At 62.4% G+C, this 2,119-nt stretch carries 2 protein-coding genes; one reads left to right on the forward strand and one right to left on the reverse strand.

What is annotated here, in order from left to right; all coding sequences use genetic code 11:
• A partial coding sequence (locus EN906_RS31930) for an ATP-binding protein (RefSeq protein ID WP_127375671.1) occupies positions 1–1,396 on the reverse strand: 1,396 nt, incomplete at its 3' end.
• A gap of 237 nt (positions 1,397–1,633) precedes the next feature.
• On the opposite strand from EN906_RS31930, the gene cpaB reads away from it, so the two are divergent.
• A partial coding sequence (gene cpaB, locus EN906_RS31935; RefSeq protein WP_245484373.1) for a Flp pilus assembly protein CpaB occupies positions 1,634–2,119 on the forward strand: 486 nt, incomplete at its 3' end.

Consider the following 2,119-nt stretch of genomic DNA (forward strand, 5'->3'; position numbering starts at 1 on the left):
GTTCAGCGCCGGCCGCGGCATTCTGCGTGCAATCGGCGAGCTTGCCCGGCAGCCGCAGTTTGCGCACCGCGCTCTTGCGCGACACCTCTTTTTCCTGCCGTCGGCGCACCCTCTCGTCGGCGCGCGCGATCACCCATTCGAGCAGCTTCGAGGCTTCCTGCGGATTGTCGGCCAGCCAATGGTCGAACGGATCGCGGATCGCGGTCTCGACAATTCGAATTGCCTCGATCGTCGCCAGCCTGTCCTTGGTCTGGCCGACGAATTCCGGCTCGCGGATGAACACCGACAGCATGCCCGCCGCCGAGATCATGACGTCTTCCGAGGTCACGATCGAGGCGCGCTTGTTGCCGACGAGATCGGCATAGGCGCGCAGGCCCCGCGTCAGCACGTTGCGGAAGCCGGCTTCGTGGGTGCCGCCTTCGCCGGTCGGGATGGTGTTGCAGTAGGAATTGATGAAGCCGTCGCCGCCGAACCAGGTCACCGCCCATTCGAGCGAGCCATGGCCGCCTTGTTTCTCGCTCTTGCCGGCGAAGATTTCGCGAGTCACCTGGAAGTCGTCGCCGAGCGATGCCTTGAGATAATCCTTCAGGCCGCCGGGAAAATGGAATTCAGCCTTGGCCGGTGTCTGATCTTTTTCCTTGATCAGCGACGGATCGCAGGTCCAGCGGATCTCGACACCACCGAACAAATAGGCTTTCGAGCGCGTCATGCGGTAGAGCCGCGCCGGTTCGAACGCAGCGCCCTTGCCGAAAATCTGCTCGTCGGGGTGGAATCGGATCTTTGTGCCGCGCCGGTTGTGGATTTCGCCCAGTTGCTCCAGGCCGGTCACGGGAACGCCGCGCGAGAATTTTTGTCGATACAGTTGCCGTCCCCGCGCGACCTCGACCTCGAGATGGTCCGACAGCGCGTTGACCACGGACACGCCGACGCCATGCAGGCCACCTGATGTCTCGTAAACCTTGGAGTCGAACTTGCCGCCCGAATGCAGCGTCGTCATGATCACTTCGAGCGCCGGCTTCTTGAACTTCGGGTGCGGATCGATCGGGATGCCGCGGCCATTGTCGGTCACGGCGAGATAGCCGTCGGCCGAGAGCTCGACATCGATGAAGGTGGCATGGCCGGCTACCGCCTCGTCCATCGAATTGTCGATGACCTCGGCGAACAGATGGTGCATCGCCTTGTCGTCGGTGCCGCCGATATACATGCCTGGCCGGCGGCGCACCGGCTCCAGCCCTTCCAGCACCTCGATGTCGGCAGCGCTATAGCCCTCGCTGCCATCCTTGATTGAGGCAGGACGCTTGGTGGCCTGCACCAGCGGATCCGCCGGGCGCGCCGGTGTGCGAACCGGCTGCGGCTGCTTGTCCATATTGCCGAAGAGATCGTTGTTGTCGTCCATGCCTGCCATAGGGTCCGGTGCTGCGAATCACCTCGCGATACTGCCACGCTTTTCAGCGCCAAGCGACCGAGGTTCCTGTTCCGTTCGGGGATCTGATCCCTCTTAACCCAAAACCATTCGATAACCAAGCTGGCGGAAATAGGTCCGATGCCGCCGCGCAAGATTCCTGATTCTTTAACAATGCGGCCTAGCGTGAGCCCAACAAAACAAGAAACTGCTGATATCAGGGGTTTAGGCGTGAGGGGCAAGGCCATATCGATGATCGGCATCGCCGCCGTTTTCGGGGCGATCTCGATCTTTGCCGCGGATTTCTGGGTCAAAAGCCAGGCCGAGGCCGATTCCGAAGAGAAGACGTCGTCGATCCCGGCACTTGTTGTGCCGAAGGTCGAGTTCAAGACCATCGTGGTGGCGAATGCCCCATTGCGCTACGGCATGGCGCTCGACCGCGCGCAGCTCAGCGAAATCCCGTGGTCGCAAGAGGCCGTGCCGCAGGGCGCCTTCACCACCATCAATGCCTTGCTCGCCGACGGCACTCGCGTGGTGCTGTCGCCTATCGAGGTCAACGAACCGGTGCTGCTGACCAAGCTGTCTGGGCCAAATGGCCGCGCGACGCTTTCCAACATGATGACGCCCGGAATGCGGGCGGTCACCATCCGCACCGACGAGATAGCCGGCGTCGGCGGCTTCGTCACGCCCGGTGACCGCGTTGACGTGGTGCTGACG

The organism is Mesorhizobium sp. M7A.F.Ca.CA.004.06.1.1 (assembly GCF_003999135.1).
In the GTDB taxonomy this organism is placed as follows: domain Bacteria; phylum Pseudomonadota; class Alphaproteobacteria; order Rhizobiales; family Rhizobiaceae; genus Mesorhizobium.